Origin of the sequence: Salipiger sp. CCB-MM3, from assembly GCF_001687105.1 — a bacterium.
In the GTDB taxonomy this organism is placed as follows: Bacteria; Pseudomonadota; Alphaproteobacteria; order Rhodobacterales; family Rhodobacteraceae; genus Salipiger.
The window spans coordinates 544703-558959 of the sequence record NZ_CP014595.1 but is presented as its reverse complement, the minus strand read 5'-3'; the positions used below and the strand labels follow the sequence as shown (position 1 = coordinate 558959).

Sequence of the window (14257 nt, the reverse complement as noted above, 5' to 3'; positions counted from 1 at the left end):
GCGGGGCAGGTGCCCCGTCCTAACGCCGCGGCGGCCTCGCCCCCGGCCAATGATATGAACCGAAGGTCCGTTTGCCATGTTGCGCCGTCTTCATCACGAACAGCCCGAGAGCTTCGCTTTCACGCCCGCCAACCTTGAGTGGGCCGAGGCGCAGATCAGCAAGTATCCTGAGGGCCGTCAGGCCAGCGCCATCATTCCGCTGCTGTGGCGCGCGCAGGAGCAGGAGGGCTGGCTGAGCCGTCCGGCCATCGAGCATGTCGCCGACATGCTGGGCATGGCCTATATCCGCGCGCTGGAAGTGGCGACCTTCTACTTCATGTTCCAGCTGCAGCCGGTGGGCTCGGTGGCGCATGTGCAGATCTGCGGCACCACGTCGTGCATGATCTGCGGCGCGGGCGAGCTGATGGAGGTCTGCAAGGCCAAGATCGCCGCCAAGCCGCATGAGGTCTCGGCGGATGGCAAGTTCTCGTGGGAAGAGGTGGAATGCCTCGGTGCCTGCTCGAACGCCCCGATGGCGCAGATCGGCAAGGATTACTACGAGGATCTGACCGGCGAGAAGCTGGCCGAGATCCTTGATGCCATGGCGGCGGGCGAGGTGCCAGTGCCGGGCCCGCAGAATGGTCGTTTCGGCTCGGAGCCGCTGGGCGGTCCGGTGGTGCTGACCGAAGGCAAGGACGAGGCGCAGAACGCTTCGGTCGCGCTGGCAACTTCGATTGGCGACACGGTGAAACGCATCGACGGCACCGAGGTGCCGCTGCGCGCGCCGTGGCGTGACCGCTCGGACGAGAAGGGCGACGCAAAGCCCGAGACCCATGCGCCTAAGCTGTCGGAAGGCGAGCCCGCAGATGCCACCGGGATCGACAAGCGCGAGGCTCCGGTCACTCCGGCAGGCGAGGTCAAATCCGATCCCGAACCCGCCGAGCCGAAGCCGCTGGACGAAGGCCGCAAGCCCGAGACGCTTTCGGCGCCGCTAGACGGCGGGGCTGACGATCTCAAGATGATCAGGGGCGTCGGGCCGAAGCTCGAAGAGCTGCTGCACCGCCTTGGGTTCTTCCACTTCGGCCAGATCGCCTCGTGGACCGAGGAAGAACTGGCTTGGGTCGATGCCAACCTCGAGGGCTTCAAGGGCCGGGCATCGCGTGACGAGTGGGTTGCTCAGGCCAAGACACTGGCCGAAGGTGGCGAGACGGATTTCTCGACCCGTGTGAAGAAGGGCGAGGTCTACGACGACGAATAAGCAGGATGAGTTAGACAGGGAGTGAGAGATGACAGACGTGACGATGCAGGACGGATGCGCCCGCAAATGCTGGATAACGGCAGCCGTTTTTGGGCTCATCGTTGCGCTGTTTGCGCTTGGCGGCGGGAAGGGCTTCTTTGCAGCCATCGTGCTCGCGCTGATCACCGCCGGTCTGCTCGGCTCCCTGTTCACCTGGCTCTCCTGCGCGGCGGTGCCGCAGCTTAGCGAGCGCTCGCCGATGTCCTCGCTTGCGCCGGCGGTCGAGGGCGAAGTGCCGACGATGCCGGACACGGTGACCGCAGAGCCGGCCACGCTGATGACGTCGCAAGAAGTGCCTCCGGTCGAGGATTTGCCGGAGCCGGCACCTGCGGCGGCCGCCGCACCGGAGCCTGCTCCGGCGCCGAAAGAAGAGATACCGGCGAAGCCGGAGACGGTCGCCCCCGCGGCGACTGAGGAGGAGGAAGCCCAACCCGAAGCGCTGGCGTCGCCGCGCGGAGGGGAGGCGGACAACCTCAAGGAAATCAAGGGCGTGGGCCCCAAGCTTGAATCGCTTCTGCACGAGCTTGGGATCTACCATTTCGACCAGATCGCTGGCTGGAGCGCCAGTGAAGTGGCGTGGATGGATCAGAACCTGAAAGGGTTCCGCGGCCGGGTCTCGCGCGATGATTGGATCGGGCAGGCCAAGACACTTGCGGCGGGCGGCGAGACCGAGTTCTCGAAGCGCGTCGAAGAGGGCGACGTCTACTGACGTGCCCAGAGGATGAGTGCCGCCGGACAGATCCGGCGGTGCGAACGGGAAGAGGACCGGACCGAAGATGAGCGACGAAGCACAGCACAACCGGCAGGGGCGCATTATCGCGCTGGTGATCGCCGGAACCGGGCTGGCTTGGATCGCCGCGACGGTGGCGGGCGAGATGCTGGGCTGGACCCAGCGCATGAGGGCCTTCTTTGACCTTGCCGCTCTGGCCGGGTTCGGGACGGCGATCTGGATGATTTACGGGCTCTGGCGGTCGCGTCAGAAAGGCCGCCAGGAAGACAAGGACTGAGAGATGCTGAAGGACGAAGATCGGATCTTTACCAATCTCTACGGCATGCAGGATCGCTCCCTCGCCGGGGCGAAGAAGCGTGGCCACTGGGACGGCACGGCTGGCATCATCGCCAAGGGTCGCGACTGGATCATCGACGAGATGAAGGCCTCGGGCCTGCGCGGGCGCGGCGGGGCGGGCTTCCCGACCGGCCTCAAATGGTCCTTCATGCCCAAGGAAAGCGACGGTCGCCCGGCCTATCTGGTGATCAACGCCGATGAATCCGAGCCCGCGACCTGCAAGGACCGCGAGATCATGCGCCACGATCCGCACACGCTGATCGAGGGCGCGCTGATTGCGTCGTTCGCGATGAACGCCCATGCGAGCTACATCTACATCCGCGGCGAATACATCCGCGAGCGCGAGGCGCTGCAGGCGGCGATCGACGAATGTTATGACGCGGGCCTGCTGGGGAAGAACGCCGCTGGCTCGGGCTGGGACTTCGATCTCTACCTGCACCACGGCGCGGGCGCTTACATCTGCGGTGAGGAAACCGCGCTTCTGGAAAGCCTCGAGGGCAAGAAGGGCATGCCGCGCATGAAGCCGCCGTTCCCGGCGGGGGCGGGCCTCTACGGCTGCCCGACCACGGTGAACAACGTCGAATCCATCGCCGTCTGCCCGACCATCCTGCGCCGCGGCGCGACGTGGTTCTCGTCGTTCGGACGGCAGAACAACGCGGGCACCAAGCTCTTTGCCATCACCGGCCATGTGAACACGCCTTCGGTCTTCGAAGAGCAGATGTCGCTGCCGGTGCGCGAACTGATCGAAAAGCACGGCGGCGGCATTCGCGGCGGCTGGGACAATCTCAAGGCGATCATCCCCGGCGGCGCGTCTTGCCCGATCCTGCCCAAGGACAAGCTTGAAGACGCCATCATGGATTTCGACTGGATGCGTCAGAACCAGTCGTCCTTTGGCACCGGCTGCATGATCGTCATGGATCAGAGCACCGATGTGGTGAAGGCGGTCTGGCGCCTGTCGAAGTTCTTCAAGCACGAAAGCTGCGGCCAGTGCACACCGTGCCGCGAAGGCACCGGCTGGATGATGCGGGTGATGGACCGTCTGGTGACCGGCGATGCGGAGGTCGAAGAGATCGACATGCTGCTCAACGTGACCAAACAGGTCGAGGGCCACACCATCTGCGCGCTTGGCGACGCGGCGGCATGGCCGATCCAGGGCCTGATCCGGCACTTCCGCGAAGAGATCGAAGACCGCATCAAGGCCAAGAAGACCGGGCGCATGGGCGCCATGGCGGCGGAGTGATTTGATGCGTGTGACTTATATGAACGGTGCTTTTGGTTTGATCGCCGCGCTGACGCTGGCGGCCTGCGCGGGCACGCCCTCGACCGGTGGCTTTGGCGGCGGCTCGGTGGCGAGCCGTTGGGAGAACCGGGTTGTGACCATCTCGATGGCTCAGCGTATTGCCGATGCCTGCCACGATCAGGGCATCTATCTGGCCGCCTCGCGCTACGGCGGCGCCGTGCACCGCGCCACCGAAGAGATGGTCGCCGAAGGCACCGATCGTGCGGCGCTGGAAGCGGCTTATCAAAATCAGGATTTTGGTGCGCTCTCGACGAAGATCGACAGCGAGATCGCCCGGCGTGGCGGCAATGAGGCGCAGCCCGCGTCGCTCTGCGCGCTTGGCGAGAAGGAAATCGCGGCGGGGTCCGATCTGGGCCAGACGCTGCAGAAGGGATGAACGAGTGATGGCACTGGCAAACCAATTGGCTGGTCGCAAACTGCGCGCGGGGGCCGCTCTGGCGCTGATCGCGGCGCTGGCGGCCTGCGGCACGAGCAAGGATGACCCGGAATTCGGCGGCCTGAAGTTCCGCGCCGACGCCAAAGCGTCCAGCCAAGACCGCGCGGCCTTTGCCGCCACGGTCAAGAACGCCGCTCGTGCGCCGCAACTGGCGGTGGACGCAGCGGTCTATGAAGGCACGAAATACTGCATTCATTTTCTTGGCACCTCCGACATCGCCTGGGCGGTGGACCCGGCGGCGCTGCGCGCGCAGCCGCGGCTTGCGGGAAGTGACCTCGTGCTGAGCGGTCGCTGCGTGGAATGAGAGAGAGCGCGCTCATATCTGGCGGATTTCCGGGCGGTTATTGCATAGCCGCACCTCGGGTCCCCACATTCCGTGACGAGGGAGTCCGCCCGTCGGCTGGCTCCACCTTTCGTCAATGGAGAGAAGATATGCGCAAGTTCAAAGCCGCTGCCGCCGCGATGCTGATCGGCCTCGGGGCGCTTCCCGCTGCGGCCCAGACCAAGCCCCCGCTGGGCGAGGTGCGCGAGATTCACGACGGTCTGCTGGCGGTCGCTCTGGCGGATGAGATCCGCAAGCGCTGCGACAATATCGGTGCACGGATGATCACCGCGATGACCACGCTCAATGCGCTGAAGAACCGGGCCCGTGCGCTTGGCTACAGCGACGAGGAGATCGAGGATTACGTGACCTCGAAGGCCGAGAAGAAGCAAATGCGCGCCGATGGCGAGGCCTATATGGCGGCCCGCGGCGTATCGCCCAAGGATACGGCCGGTCTGTGCCGCGTCGGGCTCGACGAAATTGCCAGGGGCAGCGCCATCGGGCGCCTCCTGAGGGAGAAATGATGCGACACGCGACGTACATATCCCCCAGCGCCCTGCCGCAGGCGGCGGGAGCGTCGCGTGTGTCACCAGTCATGGGAAGATGCCAATGACCAACCTTCGTAAGATCATCATCGACGGCAAAGAGCTTGAGGTGGATGGGGCGATGACCCTGATCCAGGCCTGTGAAGAGGCCGGCATCGAAGTGCCGCGCTTCTGCTACCACGAGCGCCTGTCCATCGCGGGCAACTGCCGCATGTGCCTTGTCGAAGTGGTCGGCGGCCCGCCCAAGCCCGCGGCCTCCTGCGCCATGCAGGTGCGTGACCTGCGGCCCGGCCCCGAGGGCCAGCCGCCGGTCGTGAAGACCAACTCGCCGATGGTCAAGAAGGCCCGCGAGGGGGTGATGGAGTTCCTGCTCATCAACCACCCGCTCGACTGCCCGATCTGCGATCAGGGCGGCGAGTGTGACCTGCAGGATCAGGCGATGGCCTATGGCGTCGACTTCTCGCGCTTCCGCGAGGCCAAGCGCGCGGTCGACGATCTCGACCTCGGTCCGCTGGTCGAGACCCATATGACCCGCTGCATTTCCTGCACCCGCTGCGTACGCTTCACCACCGAGGTGGCGGGGCTGACGCAGATGGGCCAGACCGGGCGCGGCGAAGATGCCGAGATCACCTCGTATCTGAACCAGACGCTGGACAGTAACCTGCAGGGCAACATCATCGACCTCTGCCCGGTGGGCGCGCTGGTGTCGAAACCCTATGCCTTCACCGCCCGCCCGTGGGAGCTGACCAAGACCGAGAGCATCGACGTGATGGATGCGCTCGGCTCCAATATCCGGGTCGACACCAAGGGCCGCGAAGTGATGCGCTTCCTGCCGCGCAACCATGATGGCGTGAACGAGGAATGGCTGTCGGACAAGAGCCGCTTCGTCTGGGACGGGCTGCGCCGCCAGCGGCTCGACCGCCCCTATATCCGCAAAGACGGCAAGCTGAAGCCCGCCACCTGGCCTGAAGCTCTGGCCGCGGCGAGCGCGGCACTGAAGGGCGCGAAGAAAGTGGCCGGTCTGGTGGGCGATCTGGCCCCGGTCGAGGCGGCCTTCTCGCTCAAGCAACTGGTCGAAGGGCTGGGCGGTTCGGTCGAATGCCGCACCGACAGCGCGCGGCTGCCGGTGGGCAACCGTTCGGCCTATGTGGGCAATGTGGCGGTTGAGGAGATCGACACCGCCAAAGAGATCGTGCTCATCGGCACCAACCCGCGCGACGAGGCGCCGGTGCTGAACGCGCGTATCCGCAAGGCATGGATCGCCGGGGCCGAGGTCAAGGTGATCGGCGAGGCTGCCGATCTGACCTATGACGCCACGCAGCTCGGCGCGGACCGCAAGGCGCTGGCGGACGCGAAGGTCTCGGAAGATGCCATCGTGATCGTCGGGCAGGGCGCGCTGCGCGAGGCCGACGGTCTGGCGGTTCTCGCCGCGGCGCAGGCGCTCACCGGCAAGCTGCTGGTGCTGCACACCGCCGCCGCGCGCGTCGGCGCGCTGGACGTGGGCGCGGTGACCGAAGGCGGGCTCGAAGCCGCCACCAAGGATGCCGACGTGATCTACAACCTCGGGGCCGACGAGATCGAGATCGAGCCGGGTGCCTTCGTCATCTATCAGGGCAGCCATGGTGACCGGGGCGCGCACCGAGCCGACGTGATCCTGCCGGGCGCCGCCTACACCGAAGAAAACGGCCTTTTCGTCAACACCGAAGGCCGCCCGCAGCTGGCCTTCCGCGCCGGGTTCGCACCGGGCGAGGCCAAGGAAAACTGGGCGATCCTGCGGGCGCTGTCCGCCGAGCTTGGGGCCAAGCAGCCGTGGGACAGCCTTGCGCAACTGCGTCAGGCGCTGGTCGCCGAGGTGCCGCATCTGGCGCAGATCGACACGGTGCCCGAGAACGCGTGGGTGCCGCTGGAGACGGACAAGCTGGGCGATGCGTCGTTCCGCAATGCGGTGAAGGATTTCTGGCTGACCAACCCGATTGCCCGCGCCTCGGTGCTGATGGCCGAGCTTTCGGCAAACGCGAAGGCCCGGCGCGACGCGCCGATGGCAGCCGAGTGATCCATGTCGCTGCGGATATCCCTTTCCCTTGCGGCGCTGGCCGCGCTGAGCGCCTGCGCGGAACCCGCGCCGGAGACAGCGCCCTTTGCGCCGCTCTACGAGGGGGTGGAGACGCGGCTGCTGGATGGCGATCTGGTGAATTTCTTCGTGGCGATGCGCGGGGCGCGCGGCTCGGAGGATGTAGAGAACTACGCAGATTGCGCCGCAGCGCAATATGCGCTGATCCGGGGTTACGGGTTCGCGCGTCATCTGCGGACGAATGTGTCGGAAGAGGGTGGCCTCTGGCGCGGAGATGCGGTTTACACCATCTCTGCGGCGCTGCCTCGCGGGCTCAAGACGATCGACGCGGAAGTCGTCGCGTCAGCCTGCGCCGAGAACGGAATACCGATGGTGTGAGGGACACTTGATGGCAGACTTCTTCGCAACGCCCTTCGGCATCTTCATCCTAGTGCTCGCGCAAACCCTTGCGGTCGTGGCCTTCGTGATGATCTCGCTGTTGTTCCTGGTCTATGGCGACCGCAAGATCTGGGCCGCCGTGCAGATGCGGCGCGGCCCCAACGTCGTGGGGATGTTCGGCATTCTCCAGTCGGTGGCGGACGCGATCAAATACGTGCTGAAGGAAGTGGTGATCCCGGCGGGCTCTGACAAGGCCGTCTTCCTGCTGGCGCCGATCATTTCTTTCGTGATGGCGATGATCGCCTGGGCGGCGATCCCGTTCAACGACGGCTGGGTGCTCGCTGATATCAACGTGGCGATCCTCTACGTGATGGCGATCAGCTCGCTCGAGGTCTACGGCGTGATCATGGGGGGCTGGGCGTCTAACTCGAAATACCCGTTCCTCGGCTCGCTGCGCTCGGCGGCACAGATGATCTCGTATGAGGTGTCGATCGGCCTGATCATCATCGGCGTGATCATCTCTACCGGCTCGATGAGCTTTGGCGACATCGTGCGGGCGCAGGATGGCAGCTTTGGCCTGTTCAACTGGTACTGGCTGCCGCATTTCCCGATGGTGTTCCTGTTCTTCATCTCGGCGCTGGCCGAGACCAACCGCCCGCCGTTCGACCTTCCCGAAGCGGAATCGGAACTGGTGGCCGGTTATCAGGTGGAATATTCCTCGACGCCCTTCCTGCTGTTCATGGCAGGTGAATATATCGCGATCTTCTTGATGTGCGCGCTGACCTCGCTGCTGTTCTTCGGCGGCTGGCTGTCGCCGATCCCCGGCCTGCCCGACGGCGTGCTGTGGATGGTCGCGAAGATGGCGTTCTTCTTCTTCATCTTCGCGATGGTGAAGGCGATCACCCCGCGCTACCGCTACGACCAGCTGATGCGCCTTGGCTGGAAGGTCTTCCTTCCGTTCAGCCTGTTCTGGGTGGTCTTCGTGTCCTTCGCGGCGAAATTCGGATGGTTCTGGGGCATCTTCGCCCGCTGGACCACGGGAGGTTAAGCAACCATGGCATCGATCGATTACGGCCGGGCAGCCAAGTATTTCCTGCTGGCAGACTTCATCAAGGGCTTCCAACTGGGGCTGAAGTACTTCTTCGCGCCCAAGCCCACGCTGAACTACCCGCATGAGAAGGGCTATCTGTCCCCGCGCTTCCGCGGCGAGCACGCGCTGCGTCGCTATCCCAATGGCGAAGAGCGCTGCATCGCCTGCAAACTCTGCGAGGCCATCTGCCCGGCGCAGGCCATCACCATCGACGCTGAGCCGCGGGACGACGGCAGCCGCCGCACCACGCGTTACGACATCGACATGACGAAATGCATCTACTGCGGCTTCTGCCAAGAGGCCTGCCCGGTGGACGCGATCGTCGAGGGGCCGAACTTCGAGTTCTCGACCGAGACCCGCGAGGAGCTGTTCTACGACAAGGACAAGCTGCTGGCGAACGGTGAGCGCTGGGAAGCCGAGATCGCCCGCAACCTCGAGCTTGACGCTCCATATCGCTGACGCCGCAGGGGAGGAGAGCAAATGACCGCCAGTTTTGACCAAGCCCGGACCGAGGCCCGCCGCACCCGCGCGCGGGGCAGCGCGCGGCTTGGCCATGCAGGAGGCCATTCAGGAGACCCGGCATGAGCGATCCCAAAACCCCCTTCGAGCTGATGATGACGCAGGCGCAGGAGATGGCGAAAGCCTTCAACCCTGCGCTCGAGAGCTTCGCGCCCAAGGAATACGAGAAACTCTGGCCGACCATGCCCAAGGACATCATGGAGTTCTGGTTCGGCAAGGGCATGTCCAAGGACGGGCTCGACGCCAAGACCCGGCTGCTGCTGACGCTGGCCGGGCTGACCATGCAGGGCGCGCAGGCTGACACGCCGGTGCGCATGACCGTGCGCCACCTGATCGAGGCCGGCGCCACCAAAGACGAGATCGCCGAGACCATCGCCCATATGTCGATGTTCGCTGGCATACCCGCCATGACCCGCGCCATGGAGCTTGCGCGCGAGGTGATGGAAGACAACGAGGATAACGCAAAATGATGGTGTTCGCCTTCTACCTCTTTTCGCTCTGCGTGATCGTGGGCGGGCTGCTCACGGTGATCGCCCGGAACCCGGTGCACTCGGTGCTCTGGCTGATCCTCTCCTTCCTCAGCGCGGCGGGGCTCTTCGTGCTGCTGGGCGCCGAGTTCGTGGCGATGCTGCTAATCATCGTCTACGTCGGCGCGGTGGCGGTGCTGTTCCTCTTCGTGGTGATGATGCTGGATGTAGACTTTGCCGAACTGCGCGCGGGCATGGCGAAATACATGCCGTTGGCGCTGCTCATCGGCGTGGTCATTCTGATGCAGCTGGGCATGGCCTTTGGCGGCTGGGAAGCCTCGGAACTGGCGGCCAGCCAGCTGTCGGCGCCGACGCCTGCGCCCGAAGAGATGCAAAACACCGTCGCACTCGGCGTGCTGCTCTATGACCGCTACTTCCTGCTGTTCCAGCTGGCGGGGCTGATCCTGCTGGTCGCCATGATCGGCGCGATCGTCCTCACGCTGCGCCATCGCACCGACGTCAAGCGTCAGAACGTGCTGGCGCAGATGTGGCGCGATCCGGCCAAGGCGCTGGAACTGAAAGACGTGAAGCCCGGGCAGGGGCTCTGAATTACACCCTGCAGCGCCCCCCGGGAGGGGCGGGCGCTGCGGGCAACGGGATATGACGCGGACCCACCCGACAAAGGGCCGCGAGGGACTTGAAGGATCGGGGCAATGACCCGGAGGGATGCATGATCGGACTTGAACATTACCTGACGGTGGCGGCCGTGCTGTTCGTCATCGGGATTTTCGGGATTTTCCTCAATCGGAAGAACGTGATCATCCTGCTGATGTCGATCGAGCTCATTCTGCTCTCGGTCAACATCAACTTCGTCGCCTTCTCGTCCTTTCTGGGCGATCTCGCGGGGCAGGTCTTCACGCTCTTCGTGCTGACCGTGGCGGCGGCCGAAGCGGCCATCGGCCTTGCGATCCTCGTCTGCTTCTTCCGCAACCGCGGCTCGATCGCCGTGGAAGACGTCAACGTGATGAAAGGCTGACCGCCCATGGAGACGATTATTCTCTTTGCCCCGCTGCTCGGGGCCGTGCTGGCGGGGTTCGGCTGGCGCTTCATCGGCGAGAAGGGGGCCATGTGGGTCACCACCGGCCTGCTGTTTCTGGCCTGTCTGCTGTCGTGGATCGTGTTCCTCTTCCTCGGCGAGGCAGAGACCATCCCACTGTTCCGCTTCATCGAAAGCGGCACGCTCAGCACCGAATGGGCGATCCGCTCGGACCGTCTGACGGCGATCATGCTGATCGTGGTCACCACGGTCTCGGCGCTCGTGCACCTCTACAGCTTCGGCTACATGGCGCATGACCCGCAGTTCAAGGAAGGCGAGAGCTACAAGCCGCGCTTCTTTGCCTACCTGTCGTTCTTCACCTTCGCGATGCTCGCGCTGGTGACTTCGGACAACCTCGTGCAGATGTTCTTTGGCTGGGAAGGCGTGGGCGTCGCGTCCTACTTGCTGATCGGGTTCTACTACAAGAAACCCTCGGCGGGGGCTGCGGCGATGAAGGCCTTCATCGTCAACCGTGTGGGTGACTTCGGCTTCCTGCTCGGCATCCTTGGCCTCTTCTTCCTCACCGACTCCATCCGCTTTGACGACATCTTCGCGGCGGCACCGCAGTTGGCGGAAACGCAGCTGACCTTCCTCTGGACCGACTGGAACGCGGCGAACCTGCTGGCCTTCCTGCTGTTTGTCGGCGCCATGGGCAAATCGGCGCAGCTCTTGCTGCACACATGGCTGCCCGACGCGATGGAAGGCCCGACCCCGGTGTCGGCGCTGATCCACGCCGCGACCATGGTGACCGCCGGTGTCTTCCTCGTCTGCCGCATGTCGCCGCTGATGGAATACGCGCCGGAAGCGATGGCTTTCGTCACCTTCCTCGGCGCCACCACCGCCTTCTTCGCGGCGACGGTCGGCCTCGTCCAGAACGACATCAAGCGGGTGATCGCCTATTCGACCTGTTCGCAGCTCGGCTACATGTTCGTGGCGGCGGGCGTCGGTGTCTACTCGGCGGCCATGTTCCACCTGCTGACCCACGCCTTCTTCAAGGCGATGCTGTTCCTTGGCGCCGGCTCGGTCATCCACGCGATGCACCACGAGCAGGACATGCGGAACTACGGCGGTCTGCGCGGCAAGATCCCCTACACCTTCTGGGCGATGATGATAGGCACGCTGGCGATCACCGGCGTCGGCATCCCGCTCACGCACATCGGCTTTGCTGGTTTCCTGTCGAAGGACGCGATCATCGAGAGCGCATGGGCAGGAACCGCGGGCGGCTACGCCTTCTGGATGCTGGTCATCGCGGCGCTGTTCACTTCGTTCTACTCTTGGCGCCTGATCTTCCTGACCTTCTACGGGCGTCCGCGCGGCGACAAGCACACGCATGAGCACGCGCATGAAAGCCCGAAAGTCATGACCATTCCGCTGGCGGTTCTTGCCGTGGGCGCGGTCTTTGCCGGGATGGTCTTCTACGGGCCGTTCTTTGGCGACCATGAGAGGGTGAACCGCTTCTTCGGCATCCCCGCGCATCATGCGGAAGCCTCGGAAGAGGGGCATGGTGAGGCGGAAGGCGAAGCTGCGGGCGAAGAGCACGCGGCCACCGAGGCGCACGGCGAAGACACCGCCGTCGCCACCGAAGAGCATGGCACCGAGACTGCCGAGGCTGCCGCCGAGGAGACCACCGCCGAAGAGACCACCGCCGAAGAGACCACCCATGTGGCCACTGGCATGGCGCCCGAGGGCGCGATCTTCATGGGGCCGGACAACCACGTCATGGACGAGGCGCACCACGCGCCGGTCTGGGTCAAGGTCTCGCCGTTCTTCGCCATGCTGATCGGCTTTGGCGTTGCCTATCTCTTCTACATCGTGAACCCGGCGCTGCCGAAGCGGCTCGCAGAGAACCAGCGCCCGCTGTATCTCTTCTTGCTGAACAAGTGGTATTTCGACGAGATTTACGACTTCATCTTCGTGCGGCCAGCCAAGGCGATCGGGCGCTTCCTGTGGAAGCGGGTTGACGGCAACGTCATCGACGGCTCGATCAACGGCGTGGCGATGGGGATCATCCCCTTCTTCACCAAGCTCGCGGGCCGCGCGCAGTCCGGCTACATCTTCACCTACGCCTTCGCCATGGTGATCGGCATCGCCGTTCTGGTCACCTGGATGTCGATCCTCGGAGGGGCTCACTAATGGCCAACCTTCTTTCCATCGTCACCTTCCTGCCCGCGCTGGCGGCGCTGATCCTCGCGCTCTTCCTGCGCGGCGGTGACGCCGCGGCGGACCGGAATGCCAAATGGCTCGCGATGATCGCCACCTCGGCGACCTTCGTGATCTCGCTGTTCATCCTGTTCCAGTTCGACGCGTCGAACCCCGGCTTCCAGATGGTGGAGACCGGCAGCTGGATCATGGGCATGAGCTACAAGATGGGCGTCGACGGCATCTCGGTGCTGTTCGTGATGCTCACCACCTTCATGATGCCGCTGGTGATCCTCGCGTCGTGGGACGTGAAGGTGCGGGTCAAAGAGTATATGATCGCCTTCCTGCTGCTCGAGACGCTGATGCTCGGCGTGTTCATGGCGCTCGATCTGGTGCTCTTCTACCTGTTCTTCGAGGCGGGCCTGATCCCGATGTTCCTGATCATCGGCATCTGGGGCGGCAAGAACCGCATCTACGCTTCGTTCAAGTTCTTCCTCTACACCTTCCTCGGCTCGGTGCTGATGCTGGTGGCGATCGTGGCGATGTATGCCGATGCGGGCACGCTGGATATCCCGACGCTGCTGACCCATGAGTTCTCGACCGCGGGCTTCTCGGTGCTGGGCATCCACATCGTCGGCGGTCTGCAGACGATGCTCTGGCTGGCCTTCTTCGCCTCCTTCGCGGTGAAGATGCCCATGTGGCCGGTGCACACATGGCTGCCCGACGCGCACGTGCAGGCGCCCACGGCGGGCTCTGTGGTGCTGGCGGCGATCCTGCTGAAGATGGGCGGCTACGGCTTCCTGCGCTTTTCGCTGCCGATGTTCCCGGTGGGCTCGGAAGTGCTGGCGCCGCTGGTGTTCTGGATGTCGGCCATCGCCATCGTCTACACCTCGCTGGTCGCGCTAGTGCAGGAGGACATGAAGAAGCTGATCGCCTATTCGTCGGTCGCCCACATGGGCTATGTGACGCTGGGCATCTTTGCCGCCAACCAGCAGGGGATCGATGGCGCGATCTTCCAGATGATCAGCCATGGCTTCGTGTCGGGCGCGCTCTTCCTCTGCGTCGGGGTGATCTACGACCGCATGCACACCCGCGAGATCGACGCCTACGGCGGCCTGGTGAACCGCATGCCCGCCTATGCGCTGATCTTCATGTTCTTCACGATGGCCAACGTCGGCCTGCCGGGGACCTCGGGCTTCATCGGGGAATTCCTGACCATGATGGGGATCTTCCAGGTCAACACCTGGGTGGCGCTGTTTGCCGCTTCGGGGGTGATCCTGTCGGCGTCCTACGCGCTGTGGCTCTACCGCCGCGTGGTGTTCGGCGATCTTATCAAGGAAAGCCTCAAGACCATTCAGGACATGACCCCGCGCGAGCGCTGGACCTTCGCGCCGCTGGTCGTCATGACCCTGTGGCTGGGGGTCTACCCGGCCGCGGCGCTGGACATCATCGGCCCGTCGGTCGAGGCGCTGGTCAACAATTATGATACGGCCGTGGCGGCCGCCGATCTCGGCGGCACCACCGTGGCCGAAGCGAACCACTGAGGGGACGG

Annotated in this window: 16 protein-coding genes; all 16 read left to right on the top strand. The window is 64.5% G+C overall.

All coding sequences use genetic code 11. The annotated features are described in order from the left end of the window. Nucleotides 1–76: 76 nt before the first annotated feature. The 16 genes from AYJ57_RS02705 to AYJ57_RS02630 all read left to right on the top strand — a co-directional run bounded on the left by AYJ57_RS02705 (nucleotide 77) and on the right by AYJ57_RS02630 (nucleotide 14249). Nucleotides 77–1237: an NADH-quinone oxidoreductase subunit E gene (locus AYJ57_RS02705; protein ID WP_066100848.1), complete on the top strand. Its 1161-nt coding sequence runs from the start codon at nucleotides 77–79 to the stop codon at nucleotides 1235–1237. A 28-nt stretch (nucleotides 1238–1265) separates the two neighbouring features. Then, on the top strand, nucleotides 1266–1985 hold the full coding sequence (locus tag AYJ57_RS02700; RefSeq protein ID WP_066100845.1) for an endonuclease: 720 nt from the start codon (nucleotides 1266–1268) through the stop codon (nucleotides 1983–1985). A gap of 67 nt (nucleotides 1986–2052) precedes the next feature. Beyond that, nucleotides 2053–2283 (top strand): DUF5337 domain-containing protein, encoded by a 231-nt coding sequence (locus tag AYJ57_RS02695; RefSeq protein ID WP_066100843.1) that lies wholly within the window; start codon nucleotides 2053–2055, stop codon nucleotides 2281–2283. A gap of 3 nt (nucleotides 2284–2286) precedes the next feature. Next, nucleotides 2287–3582, top strand: a complete 1296-nt coding sequence (gene nuoF, locus AYJ57_RS02690) for an NADH-quinone oxidoreductase subunit NuoF (RefSeq protein ID WP_066100839.1) — start codon at nucleotides 2287–2289, stop codon at nucleotides 3580–3582. Nucleotides 3583–3586: 4 nt separating this feature from the next. After that, nucleotides 3587–4018, top strand: a complete 432-nt coding sequence (locus AYJ57_RS02685) for a DUF5333 family protein (protein ID WP_237220184.1) — start codon at nucleotides 3587–3589, stop codon at nucleotides 4016–4018. A gap of 7 nt (nucleotides 4019–4025) precedes the next feature. Then, nucleotides 4026–4382 carry a hypothetical protein gene (locus tag AYJ57_RS02680; RefSeq protein WP_066100836.1) on the top strand — a complete coding sequence of 119 codons (357 nt, stop codon included), beginning with the start codon at nucleotides 4026–4028 and terminating at the stop codon, nucleotides 4380–4382. 128 nt (nucleotides 4383–4510) lie between these two features. After that, nucleotides 4511–4924, top strand: coding sequence for a DUF5333 domain-containing protein (locus AYJ57_RS02675; protein WP_066100833.1), 414 nt, complete (start codon nucleotides 4511–4513; stop codon nucleotides 4922–4924). An 85-nt stretch (nucleotides 4925–5009) separates the two neighbouring features. Continuing rightward, nucleotides 5010–6998, top strand: coding sequence for an NADH-quinone oxidoreductase subunit NuoG (gene nuoG, locus AYJ57_RS02670; RefSeq protein ID WP_066100831.1), 1989 nt, complete (start codon nucleotides 5010–5012; stop codon nucleotides 6996–6998). A 3-nt stretch (nucleotides 6999–7001) separates the two neighbouring features. After that, the gene (locus AYJ57_RS02665) at nucleotides 7002–7394 is read left to right on the top strand and encodes a hypothetical protein (RefSeq protein WP_066100828.1); all 393 of its coding nucleotides are present in this window, start codon (nucleotides 7002–7004) and stop codon (nucleotides 7392–7394) included. Nucleotides 7395–7404: 10 nt separating this feature from the next. Then, entirely contained in the window at nucleotides 7405–8442 is a 1038-nt protein-coding gene (gene nuoH, locus AYJ57_RS02660) for an NADH-quinone oxidoreductase subunit NuoH (RefSeq protein ID WP_066100826.1), read from the top strand. Nucleotides 8443–8448: 6 nt separating this feature from the next. Then, nucleotides 8449–8943: an NADH-quinone oxidoreductase subunit NuoI gene (nuoI, locus tag AYJ57_RS02655; protein ID WP_066100823.1), complete on the top strand. Its 495-nt coding sequence runs from the start codon at nucleotides 8449–8451 to the stop codon at nucleotides 8941–8943. A gap of 122 nt (nucleotides 8944–9065) precedes the next feature. Further along, nucleotides 9066–9473 carry a carboxymuconolactone decarboxylase family protein gene (locus AYJ57_RS02650; RefSeq protein ID WP_066100820.1) on the top strand — a complete coding sequence of 136 codons (408 nt, stop codon included), beginning with the start codon at nucleotides 9066–9068 and terminating at the stop codon, nucleotides 9471–9473. Further along, nucleotides 9470–10078 carry an NADH-quinone oxidoreductase subunit J gene (locus AYJ57_RS02645; RefSeq protein ID WP_066100817.1) on the top strand — a complete coding sequence of 203 codons (609 nt, stop codon included), beginning with the start codon at nucleotides 9470–9472 and terminating at the stop codon, nucleotides 10076–10078. Before AYJ57_RS02650 ends, AYJ57_RS02645 begins: the two co-directional genes overlap by 4 nt. Nucleotides 10079–10200: 122 nt before the next feature. After that, nucleotides 10201–10506: an NADH-quinone oxidoreductase subunit NuoK gene (gene nuoK / locus AYJ57_RS02640; RefSeq protein WP_066100814.1), complete on the top strand. Its 306-nt coding sequence runs from the start codon at nucleotides 10201–10203 to the stop codon at nucleotides 10504–10506. A gap of 6 nt (nucleotides 10507–10512) precedes the next feature. Beyond that, nucleotides 10513–12699 (top strand): NADH-quinone oxidoreductase subunit L, encoded by a 2187-nt coding sequence (nuoL, locus tag AYJ57_RS02635; protein ID WP_066100810.1) that lies wholly within the window; start codon nucleotides 10513–10515, stop codon nucleotides 12697–12699. After that, a complete protein-coding gene (locus AYJ57_RS02630) occupies nucleotides 12699–14249 on the top strand; it encodes an NADH-quinone oxidoreductase subunit M (protein ID WP_066100807.1) in 1551 nt (516 codons plus the stop codon). The genes nuoL and AYJ57_RS02630 overlap by 1 nt, the downstream gene beginning before the upstream one ends. Nucleotides 14250–14257 lie beyond the last annotated feature (8 nt).

What these genes read in the sequence shown, in the direction of transcription:
- AYJ57_RS02645 (WP_066100817.1), top strand. Translation starts at nt 9,470, where the DNA reads ATGATGGTGTTCGCCTTCTACCTCTTTTCGCTCTGCGTGATCGTGGGC.
- AYJ57_RS02675 (WP_066100833.1), top strand. Translation starts at nt 4,511, where the DNA reads ATGCGCAAGTTCAAAGCCGCTGCCGCCGCGATGCTGATCGGCCTCGGG.
- AYJ57_RS02665 (WP_066100828.1), top strand. Translation starts at nt 7,002, where the DNA reads ATGTCGCTGCGGATATCCCTTTCCCTTGCGGCGCTGGCCGCGCTGAGC.
- AYJ57_RS02650 (WP_066100820.1), top strand. Translation starts at nt 9,066, where the DNA reads ATGAGCGATCCCAAAACCCCCTTCGAGCTGATGATGACGCAGGCGCAG.
- nuoH (WP_066100826.1), top strand. Translation starts at nt 7,405, where the DNA reads ATGGCAGACTTCTTCGCAACGCCCTTCGGCATCTTCATCCTAGTGCTC.
- AYJ57_RS02630 (WP_066100807.1), top strand. Translation starts at nt 12,699, where the DNA reads ATGGCCAACCTTCTTTCCATCGTCACCTTCCTGCCCGCGCTGGCGGCG.
- nuoK (WP_066100814.1), top strand. Translation starts at nt 10,201, where the DNA reads ATGATCGGACTTGAACATTACCTGACGGTGGCGGCCGTGCTGTTCGTC.
- nuoF (WP_066100839.1), top strand. Translation starts at nt 2,287, where the DNA reads ATGCTGAAGGACGAAGATCGGATCTTTACCAATCTCTACGGCATGCAG.
- AYJ57_RS02705 (WP_066100848.1), top strand. Translation starts at nt 77, where the DNA reads ATGTTGCGCCGTCTTCATCACGAACAGCCCGAGAGCTTCGCTTTCACG.
- AYJ57_RS02680 (WP_066100836.1), top strand. Translation starts at nt 4,026, where the DNA reads ATGGCACTGGCAAACCAATTGGCTGGTCGCAAACTGCGCGCGGGGGCC.
- AYJ57_RS02700 (WP_066100845.1), top strand. Translation starts at nt 1,266, where the DNA reads ATGACAGACGTGACGATGCAGGACGGATGCGCCCGCAAATGCTGGATA.
- nuoL (WP_066100810.1), top strand. Translation starts at nt 10,513, where the DNA reads ATGGAGACGATTATTCTCTTTGCCCCGCTGCTCGGGGCCGTGCTGGCG.
- AYJ57_RS02685 (WP_237220184.1), top strand. Translation starts at nt 3,587, where the DNA reads ATGCGTGTGACTTATATGAACGGTGCTTTTGGTTTGATCGCCGCGCTG.
- AYJ57_RS02695 (WP_066100843.1), top strand. Translation starts at nt 2,053, where the DNA reads ATGAGCGACGAAGCACAGCACAACCGGCAGGGGCGCATTATCGCGCTG.
- nuoG (WP_066100831.1), top strand. Translation starts at nt 5,010, where the DNA reads ATGACCAACCTTCGTAAGATCATCATCGACGGCAAAGAGCTTGAGGTG.
- nuoI (WP_066100823.1), top strand. Translation starts at nt 8,449, where the DNA reads ATGGCATCGATCGATTACGGCCGGGCAGCCAAGTATTTCCTGCTGGCA.